The sequence below is a fragment of the Halopseudomonas oceani genome (assembly GCF_002903165.1).
In the GTDB taxonomy this organism is placed as follows: Bacteria; Pseudomonadota; Gammaproteobacteria; order Pseudomonadales; family Pseudomonadaceae; genus Halopseudomonas; species Halopseudomonas oceani.
Window position 1 is genome coordinate 181472 of record NZ_PPSK01000002.1, and the last position, 15285, is coordinate 196756.

Sequence of the window (15285 nt, forward strand, 5' to 3'; positions counted from 1 at the left end):
GAGCGATGGGCTGTCGACAGGCGAACTGATGATGGCTGCCACGCGTCGGCGGCTTCGGTTTAATGGCAGAAAACAAGACAACAAGGACCGCATGATGAGTACTATCCAGGGTTACTTTGATCCCCGTTTCGAGTCGGTACGCGAGCTGTTCGCTGAACAGCAGCAGGATGAGCAGGCCTGTGGCGCGGCGCTGTGTGTCACCGTTGGCGGCGAAACCGTGCTGGATCTCTGGCAGGGCGTGCGTGACAAGGACAATCAGGCGGTCTGGGAGCAGGACACCCTGGTCAACGTATTCTCCTGCACCAAGCCGCTCGGTGCGGTCGCGTTGCTGCAACAGGTGGCGGCCGGGAAGCTGGAACTGGACGCGCCGCTGGCGGTGGTTTGGCCCGAGTTTGCCCAGGCCGGCAAAGCGTCAGTCACCCTGCGGCAGATCCTCAGTCATCGCTCCGGCCTGTCGGCCGTCAGCGAAACCCTGCCGCCGGAGGCGCTGTTCGAGTGGGACGCCATGAGCGCCGCGCTGGCGGCGCAGCAGCCCTGGTGGACGCCGGGCGAGCATCACGGTTACGCGCCGGTTACTTACGCCTGGTTGCTGGGTGAGCCGCTGCGACGACTGACAGGGAGGCGTCCCGGCCAGGCGATTGCCGACAGTATCTGCGAGCCGCTGGGTATGGATTTCTTCATTGGCGTGCCGGATCAGGATCTGGAACGCATCGCCTCTGTCTCCCGCCTTCGCAACCAGATGGGGGACGACGGCGCGCGCCGCCTGTTCGCGGCCATGGGGCAGGGCGACAGCATGACCGCCAAGGCCTTCGGCAACCCGTCGAGCATGATGACCAGCACCAACCGCCGGGAGTGGCAGCAGGCCGATATTCTGTCGGCCAACGGCACCGGCAATGCGCGTTCACTGGCGCGCTTCTGGCAACTGCTGGCCAATGATGGTCAGCTCGATGGTGTCAGCCTGCTGGATGCCGAACTGGTCAAGCAGATGCAGCAGGAGCACAGCGCCGGTGACGATCGCACCCTGCTGTGTCAGACCCGCTTTGGTCTCGGTGTGATGCTGGAGCATGACGGCCCCGGCGGCAGTTTCGGTATGGGCAAGAACGCGTTCGGTCACCCCGGTGCAGGCGGTTCTCTGGGCTTCTGTGACCCGGACGCGAAAGTCGGCTTTGGCTACGTCACCAATACCATGGGGCCCTACGTGCTGATGGATCCCCGTGCGGTGTCGCTCAGCCAGGCGGTGTACCGCTGCCTGCAGTCGATCGACTGACGTCTGCGCAAAGCCTGCGCTGCATCAATGTGCGGCGCAGTTTGCCTGCTAGCATAGGATACGTTCTCATCGTCTCCATTCACTGTTGCCGGAAACTGATCTGATGAAACCCAGTATTGCCGATCTGCGTCGTGACTATACCCGCGATGGCCTGACTGAAGCTCAGGCGCCCGCCGATCCCTTTGCTCTGTTTGGGCAGTGGTTCGGCCAGGCCGTCGAAATTGAGAGCACCGAAGCCAACGCCATGATGCTGGCCACGGTCGACGGTGAAGGCCAGCCGCATCTTCGCACCCTCTTGCTCAAGGGCTTTGACGAGCGCGGCTTTGTCTTCTTTACCAACTACCAGAGTGCCAAGGGACAGCAGCTGGCTGATCAGCCGGCGGCGGCGATGACCTTCTGGTGGCACGATCTGGAACGTCAGGTGCGAATCGAAGGTCAGGTCGAGCAGACCAGCGCCGAGGAGTCTGACGCTTACTTCCACAGCCGCCCGGCAGGCAGCCGGCTGGGTGCCTGGGCATCACCACAGAGTCAGGTTATCGCCAGTCGCGAGGTGTTGGAGCAGCGCCTAGATGCGGTGCAGCAGCAATACGCCGATGCCGCAGCGCCGCGTCCGCCGCACTGGGGCGGTTATCGTTTGCTGCCCACCCTGATCGAGTTCTGGCAGGGGCGCCCCAGCCGCCTGCATGACCGGCTCTGCTATCGTCTGGTTGAGGGCAACTGGGTACGGGAGCGACTGGCACCCTGATTTGCTCATTGTCGGGTCCCGTTGCTTGCTGCTGCCGCGCTTCGGCTTTACGCTGAAAGACAACCGCGACAGCAGGAGGCGACATGGGCAGAGGGGCGTTTCAGCAGAAGGTTGTTGTGATTACTGGCGGCTGCGCCGGAATCGGTCGGGCACTGGCCCTGCGCTTCGCGCAGGCCGGAGCTCATCTGGCCATCCTCGATGTGCAGGACGAATCGCTGGCCGCCTTCCGCCAGCAACTGCACGATAAACTCAATGCCGATGTGCTGGCGCTCAAATGCGATGTGTCCGATGACCAGGCCTGTGCGGAGGCGATGGCGCAGGTGGTGGAGCGTTTTGGGGGCATCGACCTGCTGATCAATAACGCGGGTATCACCCATCGCAGTGCCTTTGCCGATACCGACTTGTCGGTGTTCCAGCGGATCATGGCTGTAAACTACTTCGGTGCTGTCAACTGTACCCGTCATGCGTTGCCCAGCCTGCTTGAGCGCCGCGGTCAGGTGATTGTGCTCAGCTCGCTGTCGAGTTTCGCCCCGCTGCTCCACCGCAGCGCTTATAACGCCAGCAAGCACGCGCTGCACGGCCTGTTTGAAACCCTGCGTATGGAAGTGCGCGAGCAGGGCGTCAACGTCATGCTGGTTTCCCCCGGTTTTACCGCCACGGATATTCGCAAGAATGCACTGGTCGGCGACGGCTCGGTCGCCCAGGCCAATACTGCCATGCCGTTCAAGGTGGCGGCGCCGGCGGATGTGGCTGAGGCGATTTACCAGGGTGCCTGTCGGCGCAAGCGGCAGCTCATTTTGTCCAATGTGGACTGGCAGGCGAGGCTGGTTGCGCGCTTTTTTCCGCGGCTATTCGAACGCTGGATGGTGCCGCGGTTGTCGGGGGTTAAGCCGGCGCCCGCGAGCGAGCAGTGAGCGCCAGCGCCGTTTGATGCTGACGCTTATCTGCTATTGCCGTTGCTGGTCGCGTGCACGTGGCCCAGGAAGTATGCCGTTCTGAACGTTGCTGGACAGCAGGCGGAAACTGGTCAGGCCGGAGATCTGGTAGCTTCTGTCGACGCTGGTGTTGATGACCTGGTCCACCAGTGCCACGACCAACATGCTTACCAGATCGCCGCCGCTATTGTTGCTTTGCTCGGTTGAGGATGCGGTAGCGGCCCCTTTCCAAAGCAACTGCCCGGTACGGCTGTCCACCAGCGATGCCTCCGCTGTCACCCGAGTATCACTGGCGATTAGCTGATAGCTGGTGCCGTATTGGGTAATGTTGATATACAGAATCGAGTCGGCACCAAATACATCGTTCAGCTTGTCCAGTGGCAGCGAGTGAATTTCCTGGGGATCGGTCATCCCATTTTCGCGGAAGGTTTCTTCGACCACCGCGACGGGAAATACGTAGTAGCCTGATTCGGCCAGTGGATAGCTTACCTGGGTCAGAAAACTGTAGCTGGCGCTTACGTCCAGTGATTCGTTCACTGGTGGTAAAACCAGAATTGAGCGGGGCTTGCTCTCACGGAAGGCGGTGTAGTCGTAGGGCTGCACCGCACAGCCGGTCAGCATCGCAGCCAGGGTTAGCAGTGCGAATATCGTTCTTTTGTTCATTGCGCTGTCTCCGGCTGCTCATGCAGGATTTGCTCGACAAAATGAGCGGACTCGGGAAACAGGTTCCTTTCCATCGCAAACTGCTCACGTGCTTCGATTTCGCGGCCGGTATTGAAGTACAGCATGCCCAGGTGCGCATGCAGCCCGGGCGGTACGCTCTTACCCTGAGCTTCGGCCTGAGACAGGATGGACTCGATGCTTGAGACCTGGGCGGAGTAGTCGGTTACGCCGTCCTGATGGTGAAGGTACAGGGTGTTCTGATAATCGCCCCAATAGTAGAGCGGTGGATTGACCGGTGCGCAGGCACCCAGTACTGCGGTGGCTGCGAGGCAGCCACCCTTGAGCAGAAACGACTTCATGTGACGTCCTTGTTATGCCTAGTTGCTGGCCGGGTTCCAGGCGCCCGATTCGATGCCTTGCACCAGATTGTTTACTGCTTCCCGAATCGCCAGGTCCAATACCTTGCCGTTCAGTGTTGCGTCGTAGCCTGCGGTGCCGCCGAAACCGACGACTTCCCGGTTTGACAGACTGTATTCACCAGCGCCCTGAGTGGAATACACCACTTCCGAGGTGCTGACGTTGACAACATTGAGGGCGACCTTGGCATAAGCGACCTGGGATTTGCCGCGACCGAGAATGCCGAACAGCTGCTGATCGCCGGTTACCTTGCGGCCAAACTCGGTGACGTCGCCGGTAATGACGTAGCTTGCGCCCTTGATGTTCTGGCTCGCGCCGCTGTAGCCCGCTTCCGTTGCCAGCTGAGCCATGTTGGTCCGCTCCAGCACATTGAAGCGGTTGGTCTGCTGCAGGTGGGTAACCAACGTGGTTTTGGCCTGATTACCGAGTCGATCCACGCCGTCAGAGAATAGACCGCGCTGGTAGCTGGAACGGTTGTCGAACTGGCCAACGGCAATCGGTGTGCGCACACCCTGATAGTGGGAGCCGTAGCTGGTGACGCGAGGTACGTCAACGGTACGGGACGATTCAGTGGCACAAGCGGAGAGCAGCAGGGTGCCGGTGATCGCGATGGAGATTGAGAGTGTTCGAAGCACGGGGGCGAGTCCTTTCGATGTGATGTGGCGTCATGCTATCAGCCCTAGGGATAGACGCAAAGTGTTCTGTTTCAGGGTGTTGCGAGCCAGGCGAGCACGCCTTCTGCGGCGCGTCGGCCGCTGGCAAAACAGGCGGTCAGCAGGTAGCCGCCGGTGGGTGCCTCCCAGTCGAGCATCTCGCCAGCGCAGAACGTACCGGGCAGCGCCTTCAGCATCAGATGGCTATCCAGCGCGCTGCGGCAGACACCACCAGCGCTGCTGATCGCTTCGTCCAGCGGGCGGGTTTGGGTCAGGATGATGGGCAGTGCCTTGATGCCGGCGGCGAGCAGGGCGGGATTGGCAATCACCTCTTTGTTCAGACACTCGTGTAGGAGCGCGACCTTTACTCCGTCCAGGCCGGCTTTCTTGCGCAGCAGATTGCTCAGGCTCTGGCCGTTGCGCGGCTGGCTGAGTGCTTGCTGCAGCTGTGTCTGGGTATGATCCGGCGCCAGATCCAGTGTCAGTTCAGCTTTGTTGCGCGCCTCCAGCTGCTCTCGCAGGACGGCGGACAGGGCGTAGATCAGGCTACCTTCCAGTCCGTCGTGGGTGAGGATGGCTTCGCCGCGGCGGCTGATGGTTTCCCCCGCAGGGCTGCGGGTGCTGGCGACTATCTGCTTGAGTGGTTGACCGGCGAAGCGTTCGCTGAGAAATGGGGTCCATGCGCTGATAAAGCCGCAGTTGCTGGGGCGCAGTGAACGTACGTCAACGCCGCGCGCACTGAGCAGGGGTGCCCAGCTGCCGTCGGAACCGAGGCGCGCCCAGCTGCCGCCGCCCAGCGCCAGTAGTGTTGCCGCTGCCCTTGCTTTGATTTCACCGTCCGGGGTGTTGAAGCGCAGCACTGCGTTGTCATCCCAGCCTAGCCAGCGGTGCCGGGTGTGCAAACGGACGCCCTGTTCGCGCAGGCGTTTGAGCCAGGCGCGCAGCAAGGGCGCGGCTTTCATGTCAGTTGGGAAAACGCGCCCGGAGGTGCCAACGAAGGTGTCGATGCCCAGGCCGTGAATCCAGTCGCGCAGCGCCTGCGCATCGAATTCAGCCAGCCACTCGCCAACCCAGGGGGAGGCTTCGCGGTAGCGCGACAGAAAGGGGGCTGCCGCCTCCGAATGGGTGATATTCATGCCGCCAACACCGGCCAGCAGGAACTTGCGCCCGACCGAGGGCATGGCATCGTACAGGTCGACCGGCAGACCTGCCGCTGACAAGACCTCGGCTGCCATCAAACCGGCCGGGCCGCCACCGATAATGGCAATAGAGCGGGCATCGATGTTGGCGGTGTCGGTCATGGTGCGATCCTGAAAGCGGGGCGCGCAGTTTAGCCCAATCCGCGCTGCTGCCAAATCTGTGCGGCGCTGTGGTGCAGGATACCGTGCCGGCGGGCCAGGGCATCGCGATCGTTGTCGTAACCGCCGCCGATGACGGCGCAGACGGGGATGTCCCGGCCCAGACAGCTATCGATTACCAGCCTGTCGCGGTCAGCAATGCCCTGGTCGGTCAGTTGCAGGTGACCTAGCGCGTCCTGCCAGTGGACGTCGACGCCAGCGTCATAGAGCACCAGGTCCGGCTGGTACAGTGGTAACAGGTAATCCAGTGTCTGCTGCAGGGTATGCAGGTAGCCCTGATCATCCAGTCCCCGCGGTAGGGGAATATCCCAGTCGCTGGCCGCCTTGCGCGCCGGAAAGTTGTTTTCGCAGTGCAGCGATACGGTGATTGCCGCGTCTACGTCCGCAAGGATGGTCGCTGTGCCGTCGCCCTGGTGTACGTCGCAGTCGATGATCATTACTCGCTCGACGCGTTCGCTGGCCAGCAACGACAGGCTGATGATCGCCAGATCGTTAAAGATGCAGAAGCCGGAGGCGAAATCCCGGTGGGCGTGGTGGGTGCCGCCCGCCAGATGGCAGGCCAGGCCATGACGCAGCGCCAGCTCGGCGGTCAGCAGCGAGCCGCCTACGGCACGGGTGGTGCGTGTAACCAGCGCCTCGCTCCAGGGCAGGCCCATGCGGCGCAGAGCAGTCGCGTCCAGTGCGTTGTCGTGGAAACGGGCGACGTAGTCTGGGGCGTGGGCCAGTGCCAGCAACTCGCGGCTGCAGCAGTCCGGGCTGTGCAGATTGCTGTCGTGCAGCAGGGTTCTGGCGCGCAGGTGGTCGTGCAGCCGCACGAATTTGTCCATCGGGAAGCGATGGGGTGCGGCGAAGGGGAAGCTGTAGTCCGGGTGGTAGATCAACGGCAGATCCACAACGGCTCCTGACGGCGGTGGATGGCGAACTGAGTATGCGCATTGCGCCCTGGCCCAACAAGTCTCGGCGCTGATGCACCTGACGTTTCGGTCTGCTAAAGCGAGACAAACCGGGTTAAACTGGCCGCCATTTCCGCGGCGAGTGCGCCGCCATTACAGTCAAGACGTACCCATCTGCGAGCGGATGGGCATTATGTGAGGATCCGCTATGAGCGAATTGCTGGATGATCTGGTAGACCTGCTGGCGCTGGAGAAAATCGAGGAGAACCTGTTCCGGGGTCGCAGTCAGGATCTGGGTTTCAAGCAATTGTTTGGCGGTCAGGTGCTGGGGCAATCGCTGTCGGCTGCCAGTCAGACGGTTGACCCTGAGCGTCACGTACACTCGGTGCACGGCTATTTCCTGCGCCCGGGCAATGCCGATCTGCCAATCGTCTATCAGGTCGATCCGCTGCGTGACGGCGGCAGCTTTACTACCCGCCGTGTGCAGGCCATTCAGAAGGGCAAGCCGATCTTCACCATGATCAGCTCGTTCCAGGGCGATGTGGAGGGCTTTGAGCATCAGGCGGCGATGCCAGACGTCCCTGGCCCTGAAGACCTGCCCAACGAGACCGAGTGGACCCGCCGCTATCAGCACCTTATTCACGAAAAGGTGCGAGACAAGGTGCTGTGTGGCAAGCCGATCGAAATTCGTCCGGTTGGTGATTTCAACCCTTTCGAGCCAGTGGTTGGCGAGCCGGTGCGCTACATGTGGTATCGCGCCGACGGCACTCTGCCGGACGATCCGCAGGTCCACCGGTATTTGCTGGCATATGCGTCAGACTTTCACCTGCTGGGTACGGCGATGCAGCCCCATGCGATTTCCAGCTGGTCGCCCGACATGCAGGTAGCCAGCCTCGACCACTCACTGTGGTATCACCGCCCGTTGCGCATGGACGACTGGCTGCTGTATGCGATGGACAGCCCGTCAGCCAGCGGCTCCCGCGGTCTCTCGCGTGGTCAGATCTTCAATCGGGCCGGTGAGCTGGTAGCCTCGGTAACCCAGGAGTCGTTGATGCGCAGGGTGCAGCGCTAAGATGCAGCATTTGCGTGGCTGGGTATTCGATCTGGACGGCACGCTGACGGTCGCTCAGCACGACTTCCCAGCGATTCGTCGCGAGCTGGGCGTGCCGGCGGATGCAGATATCCTGACGTTTATGTCGACCTTGCCGGCAACCGAATATACCGCCATGAAAGCGCAGCTTGATGCCATTGAGCTGCGTCTGGCTGAGCAGGTTGAACCAGCACCCGGTGCGGTTGCCCTGGTTCGGCAGCTGCACGAAGAGGGGCGTCGACTGGGTATTCTGACCCGTAACCTGCAATCGGTTGCCCGCTCAACGCTTAGTTGTCTGGGAATCCTCGACTGTTTTGCTGCCGAAGATGTGTTGGGGCGCGAGGAGGCTGCGCCCAAGCCTTCACCGGACGGTATTCACCGTTTGCTGGATCGTTGGCAGCTGTCGGCGACTGAGGCGGTGATGGTCGGGGACTTTCGCTTTGATCTTGATGCCGGGCGTGCGGCGGGCAGTCATACCTGCCTGATCCTGCCCGATAATCCCTGGCCTGAGCTGGCAGACTGGCACCTGCCCGATTGCAGTGCCCTGCTGGCTCGACTCTAGATCGGGCTGTCGACTGGCCTGCAGGGGTGGTTGGTCAGTCTGCCGCCTGAAAGCGCAGGCGCATTGACAGGTCGACCGCCTTGACGTCCTTGGTCATGCTGCCGATCGAGATGTAGTCCACACCGGTTTCAGCAACGCTGCGCAGGGTCGCTTCGGTTATGCCACCAGACGCCTCCAGCTTGGCGCGCCCGGCGTTTAGGCTGACGGCGGTACGCATGTCCTCGTCGCTTAGCTCGTCCAGCATGACGATGTCGGCGCCCGCTTCCAGCGCCTGTTTCAGCTCTTCAAGACTTTCCACCTCGACCTCAACCGGTTTGCCTGGCGCAATGTCGTGCGCACGGCTGACGGCCTGGGTGATGCCACCGCAGGCGGCGATATGGTTTTCCTTGATCAGGAAAGCGTCGTACAGACCGATACGGTGGTTGTGACAACCGCCGCAGGTCACCGCGTATTTCTGTGCCAGGCGCAGGCCGGGAATGGTCTTGCGGGTATCAAGCAGCTTGACGTTGGTGCCGGCAACCAGATCAGCGAAGTGACGGCTACGGGTGGCGGTTGCCGACAGCAGCTGGATGAAGTTGAGCATCGAGCGCTCTGCGGTTAGCAGACCGCGGGCTGGGCCGCTGAAGCGGCAAATCGTCTGATCGGCGAGCAGGGTGTCGCCGTCATTGACCAGCCATTCAATGGCGATTTGCGGATCGACCTGACGGGCAACTTCATCGGCCCAGGCGCGGCCACAGAAGACGGCGGACTCACGGGTGATGATGCGGCCATCGGCCTGGCGATCTGCGGGAATCAGGCTGGCGGTGATATCGCCGTCGCCCACATCTTCGGCCAGGGCACGGCGGACGTCATCAACGATGCTGGTCTGCAGGCTGTCGAGTGTGAGGTTTGGCATAGAGGCTCCGGCGTCTGGTCGCAAGTGCCGCGAGTATACCGATTGGCAAAAAAAAATGCCCGCCGGGGAGGCGGGCATTCTGTGCGGGCCGACTTACTTGTTGAGGTAGTTGGCCGGGTCAGCGAAGTAATCCTTGGTCATCTTGAAGACCACGGGACTCAGCAGCAACAACGCAATCAGGTTGGGAATCGCCATCATCGCGTTGAGTGTGTCGGCCACCAGCCACAGGCTGTTCAGATCGATGCCGGGCAGGGTGCCCAGCGGAATAGCGATGATCCACAGCAGGCGGAAGGGCAGGTTGGAGCGCTCACCGAACAGGAACTGGGTGCACTTCTCTGAGTAGAAGCTCCAGCCGATGATGGTGGTGAAGGCGAATACAGCCAGGCCAATGCTGACAATGTACTGCCCCCACACGCCCGGCAACCCCTGACTGAAGGCCAGTGCCGACAGCGGAGCGCCGTTCTCGCCGCTTTGCCAGGCACCGGTCACCATGATCACCAGACCGGTGATCGAGCAGATGATGATAGTGTCGATGAAGGTGCCGAGCATGGCAACGGTACCCTGGCGGATCGGGTTGTTGGTTTGCGCGGCGGCGTGTGCGATCGGCGCACTACCCAGACCCGCCTCGTTGGAGAACACGCCGCGGGCGATACCAAAGCGCATGGCCATCCAGACAGTGGCGCCGGCAAAACCGCCAGCAGCGGCACTCGGGTTGAAGGCGTAGTAGAAGATCTGGCTGAAGGCTTCCGGGATCTTGTCGGCGTGCATGATCAGGATGATCAGGCCGCCGCCAACGTAAAAGATCGCCATGATCGGCACCAGTTTGCCTGCCACTTCACCGATACGCTTGATGCCGCCCAGCAGAACCAGGGCGACCAGCACGGCGATGATAATGCCGGTGGCCAGCGGCGGGATGCTGAAGGAGCTGTTCAGGGCGTCGGCAACCGAGTTGGACTGGATGGTGTTGCCGATACCGAAGCCGGCCAGCATGCCGAAAATCGCAAACAGCACGCCGAGCCATTTCCACTTCTCGCCCAGGCCGTTCTTGATGTAGTACATCGGACCGCCGACGTGGTTGCCCAGGGCGTCTTTCTCGCGATAGCGCACGGCGAGGACGGCTTCGCAGAACTTGGTGGCCATGCCAACCAGTGCGATGACCCACATCCAGAACAGCGCGCCCGGGCCGCCAAGGAAAACGGCGGTTGCGACGCCTGCGATGTTACCGGTGCCTACGGTGGCCGAAAGCGCGGTCATCAGCGCGTTGAAGGGGCTGATGTCGCCTTCTTCAGTGCTTTTGCGGCCGCGCCACAGCATACTGAAACCGTAGAACAGCTTGCGTTGTGGGGTTAGCTTGAGACCAAGTGTAAGATACAGGCCGGTGCCGGCCAGCAGTGCCAGCATGGCCGGCCCCCACACGATCCCGTTGATTTCCCCAATGAGGGAGATAAGTGCTTCCATAAAATGCAGCTCCTGATGTTGTGTTTTCGATGCCTTCACTGGTGCATCGTTACTGTGCTGTCAGGCAGATGTTGACCAATTGAGCATATACCAGAGATTACGGGAGCGGTTACAGAATATGTCCGTACTAGGGTCTGTTGCCATTTCCTTCATCCGCCTGCCGGAGTCCATTTTTCGGCTAGGCAAGGCGGAGGGATTGCAGTGTGGTCATTCCACGTAAGCGACGAGCGACGCCGAGTGGCGGTTTTACAGGCGGCAACAGGCGGGTGAAGGAAATGGCAACAGCCCCTAATATCAGAAAGGGAACTGTGACTTCGATCAAGAATTCGATCGAGGGTGGCAGCGTTGCCAACGTAAGTCGGTATACTGAAAATTAGTGAAAGTTTGACGCCAATTTGTCGACATAGGGATAGCGAAAAGCGCGGCAGGATGGTCTCCGCTGGCGTGCAGCACCATATGACAAGCTTGACTTGTCTGGAGAGCAATAATGTCCCAAGACCCAAAAGTGGTTTCAATCAAGCCGAACCTCGCGGCCCGCGCCGCTGCAGGGGTGTCGTCGTTGCCTGCTCCGCTGATCAGTGTGCGGGATCTGACGGTGGGTTATCTCCAGTCCGCACTGGGGGAGATGTTCGACAAGGCCGATGACAACCTGTTCGAGATGGCCGACAAGGCCGGCAACAATGCTGATCAGGCGTTGTTCTTTGAGGCGATGCGCAATGTTCGCCTGCAACGACATAATGTCGTCAAGCGCACCTGTGATGCTTTGGCTCTGGCGGCAGAGCAGATCAATACGGAGGCGCCTTCAGCGGCGCCAGCTGTTACCTTCGAACTGGATACCTTGAGCCTGGTTCAGCCTGACGAGTTGGAAGAGACGGTGGCTATTGACGGAATGGTCAACCGGGTTGTCAGTCGTAATCAGACAGCGCTTGCCCACCTGTTGATGAGGGTAAACAGCCTCGCAAAAAAGTCCTTGGACGAACGCAGCAACCCTTTTGCGCCGGGGGCGCTTGCCGAGCACTTTGCTGAGGCGACGAAGTCGCTGGACCTGGATATCAAAGTCCGTTTGATTATCTTCAAGTTGTACGAACGTTACGTCTTCAACGGGATTGACGGGCTCTATGAAAGCCTGAACGAAGCGTTTATTTCTGCAGGCGTCATGCCAGACCTGCGCTTTTCCACAGCAGCGTCCTCACGTCGACCAGCACCTGCGCCAGGGGCGGGTGCCGGTCGTGGCGATAGCGCCGAATCCAGTCGTTTTGCCGAGAACAGTGACCAGCAGGAAATTCTGGGCATGTTCGGTGATCTCATCGGCAAGTGGCGGGTTGCCAGCGGTGATGTTGCGCTTGCAGGGCTGACTGCGCCGGGTGGCGTGCCGATGGGAACCAGCGAGCTGCTGCGTGTGCTTTCGGGCGTGACCGCCGACAATTTTGCCGGAGATGCCGGGCAGAACGGCTTGCGCCGCCATGTCCAGCAGTTGCTGCATGAGCAGCGAGTGCAGAGTGGTGGTGCCAAGACAGTTGCTCGAGTTGATGATGATGTCATCAGCTTGGTGTCCATGCTGTTTGATTTCATTCTGGAAGACCGGGAGCTGCCCGCCGCGGTGAAGGCGTTGATTGCCCGCCTGCAGTTGCCGGTGCTTCGGGTCGCTATCATCGATAAAACGTTTTTCAGCCGGGCCTCTCACCCGGCTCGTCGCCTGCTGAACGAACTGTCGCGGGCCACTATGGGCTGGAATGACCATGATGACCTGCGCCGCGATCAGCTACATGGCTTGCTCGAGCAGATTGTCGAGCAGTTGCTGGCAGAGGCAGAGCCCGATGCAGACATGTTTGATGCCCTTTATCAGCGCTTGACCGACTTCCTGCGCACCGAGCAGCGCCGTGCCGAGCGGGTGGAGCAGCGCACCCGTGATGCGGAGGAGGGGCGTGCCAGAATCAAGGCCGCTCGGGCAGAAGTGGCTCGTGAGATGAACAAGTTGCTGTTGGGCCGGACCTTGCCGGTCACTGTGGTCGACCTGCTGCGCGATACCTGGAGTCAGGTAATGCAGGTGATATTCCTCCGTGAAGGTGGGGAATCCAAGGCGTGGCGCCATGCGCTTGGCACGGCCAAAGCCATGGTGCACAGCGTCCAGTCGGTCGATAAGGCCGGTGTGGCGATGCGCCTGGCCCAGAATCGGCAGATCGAAGCTGCGGTCCGGGATGGTCTGGAGTTGTTGGGGCTGGATGCAGCTTCGATTGAGCGTCATGTGCAGGCAATTGTCTTGCCCCAGCGTGCTGTACTCGCTGCGGTGGCCGCTGCGACACCCCCTGACGTGCCGAGCGAAACTGAGCCGGCTGAGGTTGCTGCGGCTGAGCCCGCAACGGTTGTTGCTGATGAGTTGCCGGTTCGGGTCGAAGCCGTGCGGGTAGAGGAGCCGGTGCTGGAGCAGGAGCCTGTCGAGGCGCCGCCGGAAACAATCGATGATCTGCCGAGCGTTGGCGCGCAGCGCTGGGTCGAGAGTCTGGGTACTGGCTGCTGGTTGCAACTGGTTGTGGCTGAGGGCAAGGCGCCCCAGCGGTGCAAACTGGCGGCAATCATCAGCTTCAGTGGCAAATATATCTTCGTCAACCGTAACGGCGTCAAGGTTGCGGAGTTGTCCGGCCAGGAGCTGGCTCACGGTTTTGACCGGGGTCAGGTCAGCCTGCTGGATGAGAATCAGTTGTTTGATCGCGCTCTGGAGTCGGTCATCGGCAACCTGCGCCAGTTGCAAGCGCGTACCTGAGGTCTGATGCAGTAGACGCTGCCACCTGCTAGCATGGCGTTTTGGCTGTCAGGGGGCGTTTATGCGCATAAGCGAGGGTTGGTTGGAAGGGGGGGGGCGCTGCCCGTCCAGTCATTGCAACGAGCGGCCCGCCGAGTGTGACGTATCGCTGCTTGTCATCCACAACATAAGCCTGCCGCCGGGCGAGTTCGGCGGCGGTTATGTGCAGCCCTTTTTTACCGGGCAATTGAATCCATCCATTCATCCCTACTTTGCCGAGATCGCTGATCTGCGTGTGTCTGCACACTTCCTGATTGAGCGCGATGGCACCATTACTCAGTTCGTTTCCTGTAATCAGCGCGCCTGGCATGCCGGTGCGTCTTGCTTTGGTGGGCAGGAAAACTGCAACGATTTCTCGGTCGGCATTGAGCTTGAGGGCGCAGACGAGGTGCCGTATACAGACGCCCAGTATCGCGTTCTGGTGCGTTTGACCAAGGCCCTGCAGTGTGCTTATCCCGCCATTGAAAATCACCGTATCACCGGGCACGAGTTCATTGCCCCGGGTCGCAAGACCGATCCTGGACCGGCCTTTGATTGGCGACGCTACCTGCGAGCGTTGGTTTGTTCATCCCCTGCTCAGGAGCTGCACTGATGCACTTTCTTGCCTTGCTGCTGGTTGTTGTACTGATGTGGCTCACCCCTTTGCGGACCGGGCTGCCGCTGGATCTGCCGAAATACTGGGTAGGTCTGGTCGTGCGTCATGGGGGGGGGCAGGCGCGGATTGGCGGAGTGTTGCTGGTATTGTTACCCGTCTTGCTGCTGGTGTTGCTGCAGTGGTGGCTGCAGCGCAATGGGCTGGGGTTCTTCGGATTGCTGCTGTTTGCCCTGGTATTGCTTGCCTGTGTTGGTCGTCAGGACCCACTGGGCGAGTTGGCGGCCGGATTTGAGCGCGCCTGGGCGCGCGGTGATGAGGCGGCCGCTGCGCTGGTGGCAGAGCAGGATCTGGGCGTGGTGGCGGAGGGCGAGCAGTCGGTGCTGGCAGAGGTCAGGGCGGTACTCGTTCGGGAGGTGCTGCACGGTTATGTGGTGACTGTCTTCTGGTTCGCGCTGCTGGGGCCGGTTGGTGCGCTGGGCTACCGCCTGTTGCGGGTGCTGGCTGACGCGTCAGGCACCAATGCGGCCGGACCTGCCGCCGCTCTGGTGCATGCGCTGGAGTGGATTCCTGCGCGCCTGCTGGCCGCCAGCTTTGCGCTGGTGGGCCATTTTGACCATGTTCGCGCTGTGCTGGAGAATGTCCTGTTCAGCTGGGACGTGCCCTCTGATGAGCTGATACATAGCGCGGCCGAAGCGGCGCTTCAGGGCGGGTCGCAGCGGCTCGCCGACGCAGGGGATGAGGGTGTGCTGGCTGATACCCGTACGCTGCTGGTGCGCGCGTTGATGGTCTGGGCCGTCGTACTAGCCTTGTTGGCCGTACTTGGTTAGATTCCTTTGCTGACTGTCTTAAAGTTGCGCTGCTTGGAGCCGATAGCTTTTCTATGAGACAGTCAGTGGCGAAGCAAGAACGCGTCGTCGCGGTAGATAATACAAAAAGCAGCGCTGGTTCAGTCAG

General features: G+C 61.0%; 15 protein-coding genes. 8 read left to right on the top strand and 7 right to left on the bottom strand.

The genetic code is table 11. The annotated features are described in order from the left end of the window. Positions 1–94: 94 nt before the first annotated feature. The 3 genes from C1949_RS03035 (at position 95) to C1949_RS03045 (ending at position 2926) form a co-directional block, all read left to right on the top strand. The gene (locus C1949_RS03035; RefSeq protein ID WP_104737006.1) at positions 95–1267 is read left to right on the top strand and encodes a serine hydrolase domain-containing protein; all 1173 of its coding nucleotides are present in this window, start codon (positions 95–97) and stop codon (positions 1265–1267) included. A 103-nt stretch (positions 1268–1370) separates the two neighbouring features. After that, on the top strand, positions 1371–2012 hold the full coding sequence (pdxH, locus tag C1949_RS03040; protein ID WP_104737007.1) for a pyridoxamine 5'-phosphate oxidase: 642 nt from the start codon (positions 1371–1373) through the stop codon (positions 2010–2012). An 83-nt stretch (positions 2013–2095) separates the two neighbouring features. Beyond that, entirely contained in the window at positions 2096–2926 is an 831-nt protein-coding gene (locus C1949_RS03045) for an SDR family oxidoreductase (protein WP_104737008.1), read from the top strand. Positions 2927–2959: 33 nt separating this feature from the next. Here C1949_RS03045 and C1949_RS03050 read toward each other — a convergent pair whose 3' ends face one another. From C1949_RS03050 to C1949_RS03070, 5 genes are all read right to left on the bottom strand, one after another. Beyond that, entirely contained in the window at positions 2960–3610 is a 651-nt protein-coding gene (locus C1949_RS03050; RefSeq protein ID WP_104737009.1) for a DUF799 domain-containing protein, read from the bottom strand. Further along, positions 3607–3969 (bottom strand): DUF4810 domain-containing protein, encoded by a 363-nt coding sequence (locus C1949_RS03055; protein ID WP_104737010.1) that lies wholly within the window; start codon positions 3967–3969, stop codon positions 3607–3609. The genes C1949_RS03050 and C1949_RS03055 overlap by 4 nt, the downstream gene beginning before the upstream one ends. Positions 3970–3987: 18 nt before the next feature. After that, complete coding sequence (locus C1949_RS03060) at positions 3988–4662, bottom strand: CsgG/HfaB family protein (RefSeq protein ID WP_104737011.1); 675 nt, start codon at positions 4660–4662, stop codon at positions 3988–3990. 71 nt (positions 4663–4733) lie between these two features. Further along, positions 4734–5981 carry a TIGR03862 family flavoprotein gene (locus tag C1949_RS03065; protein ID WP_104737012.1) on the bottom strand — a complete coding sequence of 416 codons (1248 nt, stop codon included), beginning with the start codon at positions 5979–5981 and terminating at the stop codon, positions 4734–4736. A gap of 29 nt (positions 5982–6010) precedes the next feature. Then, positions 6011–6931, bottom strand: a complete 921-nt coding sequence (locus tag C1949_RS03070; RefSeq protein WP_104737013.1) for a histone deacetylase family protein — start codon at positions 6929–6931, stop codon at positions 6011–6013. A gap of 208 nt (positions 6932–7139) precedes the next feature. On the opposite strand from C1949_RS03070, the gene tesB reads away from it, so the two are divergent. Further along, the gene (tesB, locus tag C1949_RS03075) at positions 7140–8003 is read left to right on the top strand and encodes an acyl-CoA thioesterase II (RefSeq protein ID WP_104737014.1); all 864 of its coding nucleotides are present in this window, start codon (positions 7140–7142) and stop codon (positions 8001–8003) included. A gap of 1 nt (position 8004) precedes the next feature. Continuing rightward, complete coding sequence (locus C1949_RS03080) at positions 8005–8583, top strand: HAD family hydrolase (RefSeq protein WP_104737015.1); 579 nt, start codon at positions 8005–8007, stop codon at positions 8581–8583. 34 nt (positions 8584–8617) lie between these two features. Here C1949_RS03080 and nadC read toward each other — a convergent pair whose 3' ends face one another. Beyond that, a complete protein-coding gene (gene nadC / locus C1949_RS03085) occupies positions 8618–9478 on the bottom strand; it encodes a carboxylating nicotinate-nucleotide diphosphorylase (protein ID WP_104737016.1) in 861 nt (286 codons plus the stop codon). Positions 9479–9571: 93 nt separating this feature from the next. Next, positions 9572–10936, bottom strand: coding sequence for an alanine/glycine:cation symporter family protein (locus C1949_RS03090; RefSeq protein ID WP_104737017.1), 1365 nt, complete (start codon positions 10934–10936; stop codon positions 9572–9574). 487 nt (positions 10937–11423) lie between these two features. Between C1949_RS03090 and C1949_RS03095 the strand changes: the two genes are divergently transcribed. From C1949_RS03095 to ampE, 3 genes are all read left to right on the top strand, one after another. Further along, a complete protein-coding gene (locus tag C1949_RS03095; protein ID WP_104737018.1) occupies positions 11424–13697 on the top strand; it encodes a DUF1631 domain-containing protein in 2274 nt (757 codons plus the stop codon). 61 nt (positions 13698–13758) lie between these two features. Then, on the top strand, positions 13759–14328 hold the full coding sequence (gene ampD / locus C1949_RS03100) for a 1,6-anhydro-N-acetylmuramyl-L-alanine amidase AmpD (RefSeq protein ID WP_104737019.1): 570 nt from the start codon (positions 13759–13761) through the stop codon (positions 14326–14328). Next, positions 14328–15158 (top strand): regulatory signaling modulator protein AmpE, encoded by an 831-nt coding sequence (ampE, locus tag C1949_RS03105; protein WP_104737020.1) that lies wholly within the window; start codon positions 14328–14330, stop codon positions 15156–15158. The genes ampD and ampE overlap by 1 nt, the downstream gene beginning before the upstream one ends. Positions 15159–15285 lie beyond the last annotated feature (127 nt).

What these genes read in the sequence shown, in the direction of transcription:
- C1949_RS03035 (WP_104737006.1), top strand. Translation starts at nt 95, where the DNA reads ATGAGTACTATCCAGGGTTACTTTGATCCCCGTTTCGAGTCGGTACGC.
- pdxH (WP_104737007.1), top strand. Translation starts at nt 1,371, where the DNA reads ATGAAACCCAGTATTGCCGATCTGCGTCGTGACTATACCCGCGATGGC.
- C1949_RS03045 (WP_104737008.1), top strand. Translation starts at nt 2,096, where the DNA reads ATGGGCAGAGGGGCGTTTCAGCAGAAGGTTGTTGTGATTACTGGCGGC.
- C1949_RS03050 (WP_104737009.1), bottom strand. Translation starts at nt 3,610, where the DNA reads ATGAACAAAAGAACGATATTCGCACTGCTAACCCTGGCTGCGATGCTG.
- C1949_RS03055 (WP_104737010.1), bottom strand. Translation starts at nt 3,969, where the DNA reads ATGAAGTCGTTTCTGCTCAAGGGTGGCTGCCTCGCAGCCACCGCAGTA.
- C1949_RS03065 (WP_104737012.1), bottom strand. Translation starts at nt 5,981, where the DNA reads ATGACCGACACCGCCAACATCGATGCCCGCTCTATTGCCATTATCGGT.
- tesB (WP_104737014.1), top strand. Translation starts at nt 7,140, where the DNA reads ATGAGCGAATTGCTGGATGATCTGGTAGACCTGCTGGCGCTGGAGAAA.
- C1949_RS03080 (WP_104737015.1), top strand. Translation starts at nt 8,005, where the DNA reads ATGCAGCATTTGCGTGGCTGGGTATTCGATCTGGACGGCACGCTGACG.
- nadC (WP_104737016.1), bottom strand. Translation starts at nt 9,478, where the DNA reads ATGCCAAACCTCACACTCGACAGCCTGCAGACCAGCATCGTTGATGAC.
- C1949_RS03090 (WP_104737017.1), bottom strand. Translation starts at nt 10,936, where the DNA reads ATGGAAGCACTTATCTCCCTCATTGGGGAAATCAACGGGATCGTGTGG.
- C1949_RS03095 (WP_104737018.1), top strand. Translation starts at nt 11,424, where the DNA reads ATGTCCCAAGACCCAAAAGTGGTTTCAATCAAGCCGAACCTCGCGGCC.
- ampD (WP_104737019.1), top strand. Translation starts at nt 13,759, where the DNA reads ATGCGCATAAGCGAGGGTTGGTTGGAAGGGGGGGGGCGCTGCCCGTCC.
- ampE (WP_104737020.1), top strand. Translation starts at nt 14,328, where the DNA reads ATGCACTTTCTTGCCTTGCTGCTGGTTGTTGTACTGATGTGGCTCACC.